Origin of the sequence: Rhizobium sp. RAF56, assembly GCF_052113965.1 — a bacterium.
Taxonomy (GTDB): domain Bacteria; phylum Pseudomonadota; class Alphaproteobacteria; order Rhizobiales; family Rhizobiaceae; genus Rhizobium.
In genome coordinates this window covers 1-2,885 of sequence record NZ_JBFRDU010000089.1, presented here as the reverse complement: position 1 = coordinate 2,885, position 2,885 = coordinate 1, and the positions used below count along the sequence as shown (strand labels likewise).

At 53.0% G+C, this 2,885-nt stretch carries 1 rRNA gene; it reads left to right on the top strand.

Annotation, left to right across the window (positions count from 1 at the left end):
* Window positions 1-22: 22 nt before the first annotated feature.
* Window positions 23-2,831 (top strand): 23S ribosomal RNA (locus tag AB4048_RS28585).
* The last annotated feature ends 54 nt before the right edge of the window (window positions 2,832-2,885 follow it).

Here is a 2,885-nt window from a genome sequence, read left to right as displayed (position 1 = left end):
GATGAGCATTGGCAATGAGAACGATTAAGTGTCGTAAGGGCATTTGGTGGATGCCTTGGCATGCACAGGCGATGAAGGACGTGATACGCTGCGAAAAGCCGTGGGGAGCTGCGAATAAGCTTTGATCCATGGATCTCCGAATGGGGAAACCCACCTTAAATGCTTAGAAAATCCAATCCGCTCCATGAGCGGCTTGGGTTTCTAAGCATTGTTATAAGGTATCTTCACCTGAATAAAATAGGGTGTAAGAAGCGAACGCAGGGAACTGAAACATCTAAGTACCTGCAGGAAAGGACATCAACCGAGACTCCGCAAGTAGTGGCGAGCGAACGCGGACCAGGCCAGTGGCAATTGTGATTGAAGTGGAACAAGCTGGAAAGCTTGGCCGTAGTGGGTGACAGCCCCGTACGCGTAAGGATCATGATTGTCCTAGAGTAGGGCGGGACACGAGAAATCCTGTCTGAACATGGGGAGACCACTCTCCAAGCCTAAGTACTCGTGCATGACCGATAGCGAACAAGTACCGTGAGGGAAAGGTGAAAAGCACCCCGACAAGGGGAGTGAAATAGAACCTGAAACCGAATGCCTACAAACAGTCGGAGCCCGCAAGGGTGACGGCGTACCTTTTGTATAATGGGTCAACGACTTAGTGTAACAAGCAAGCTTAAGCCGGTAGGTGTAGGCGAAGCGAAAGCGAGTCTGAATAGGGCGATATAGTTTGTTGCATTAGACCCGAAACCGAGTGATCTAGCCATGAGCAGGTTGAAGGTTGGGTAACACCAACTGGAGGACCGAACCCGCATCTGTTGCAATAGATTGGGATGACTTGTGGCTAGGGGTGAAAGGCCAATCAAACTCGGAAATAGCTGGTTCTCCGCGAAATCTATTTAGGTAGAGCGTCTGACGAATACCCCCGGGGGTAGAGCACTGGATGGGCTATGGGGACTCACCGTCTTACTGATCCTAACCAAACTCCGAATACCGGGGAGTACTATCAGGCAGACACACGGCGGGTGCTAACGTCCGTCGTGAAAAGGGCAACAACCCTAACCTCCAGCTAAGGTCCCCAAGTCATGGCTAAGTGGGAAAGGATGTGAGGATCCCAAAACAACCAGGATGTTGGCTTAGAAGCAGCCATCATTTAAAGAAAGCGTAACAGCTCACTGGTCTAAATAAGGGTCTTTGCGCCGAAAATGTAACGGGGCTGAAGCCATGCACCGAAGCTGAGGATTGTAGCAACTTGAGGTTGCCGCAGTGGTAGCGGAGCGTTCCGTAAGCTGATGAAGGGGTACCTGTGAGGGGCCCTGGAGGTATCGGAAGTGCGAATGTTGACATGAGTAACGATAAAGAGGGTGAGAGACCCTCTCGCCGAAAGACCAAGGGTTCCTGCTTAAAGTTAATCTGAGCAGGGTTAGCCGGCCCCTAAGACGAGGCGGACACGCGTAGTCGATGGGAACCACGTTAATAATCGTGGGCCTGGTGGTAGTGACGGATTGCGTAACTTGTTCGGACTTATTGGATTGTCCGGGCGGGGAAGCGGTTCCAGGAAATAGCTCCACCGTATAGACCGTACCCGAAACCGACACAGGTGGTCAGGTAGAGTATACCAAGGCGCTTGAGAGAACTATGTTGAAGGAACTCGGCAAATTGCACGCGTAACTTCGGAAGAAGCGTGACCCTTATGTACGCAAGTATGTGAGGGTGGCACAGACCAGGGGGTAGCGACTGTTTACCAAAAACACAGGGCTCTGCGAAGTCGCAAGACGACGTATAGGGTCTGACGCCTGCCCGGTGCTGGAAGGTTAAGAGGAGAGGTGCAAGCTTTGAATCGAAGCCCCAGTAAACGGCGGCCGTAACTATAACGGTCCTAAGGTAGCGAAATTCCTTGTCGGGTAAGTTCCGACCTGCACGAATGGCGTAACGACTTCCCCGCTGTCTCCAACATAGACTCAGTGAAATTGAATTCCCCGTGAAGATGCGGGGTTCCTGCGGTCAGACGGAAAGACCCCGTGCACCTTTACTATAGCTTTACACTGGCATTCGTGTCGGCATGTGTAGGATAGGTGGTAGGCTTTGAAGCGGGGACGCCAGTTCTCGTGGAGCCATCCTTGAAATACCACCCTTATCGTCATGGATGTCTAACCGCGGTCCGTTATCCGGATCCGGGACAGTGTATGGTGGGTAGTTTGACTGGGGCGGTCGCCTCCGAAAGAGTAACGGAGGCGCGCGATGGTGGGCTCAGACCGGTCGGAAATCGGTCGTCGAGTGCAATGGCATAAGCCCGCCTGACTGCGAGACTGACAAGTCGAGCAGAGACGAAAGTCGGTCATAGTGATCCGGTGGTCCCGTGTGGAAGGGCCATCGCTCAACGGATAAAAGGTACGCCGGGGATAACAGGCTGATGACCCCCAAGAGTCCATATCGACGGGGTTGTTTGGCACCTCGATGTCGGCTCATCGCATCCTGGGGCTGGAGCAGGTCCCAAGGGTTTGGCTGTTCGCCAATTAAAGCGGTACGTGAGCTGGGTTCAGAACGTCGTGAGACAGTTCGGTCCCTATCTGCCGTGGGTGTAGGAATATTGACAGGATCTGTCCCTAGTACGAGAGGACCGGGATGGACATATCTCTGGTGGACCTGTTGTCCTGCCAAGGGCATAGCAGGGTAGCTATATATGGACGGGATAACCGCTGAAGGCATCTAAGCGGGAAACCCACCTGAAAACGAGTGTTCCCTATCAGAGCCGTGGAAGACTACCACGTTGATAGGCCGGGTGTGGAAGTGCGGCAACGCATGAAGCTTACCGGTACTAATAGCTCGATTGGCTTGATCGTTCTCATTGCCGATGTTCATCGCCCGGCGAAGCTAAACCCTTCGTCCGGCTCGAT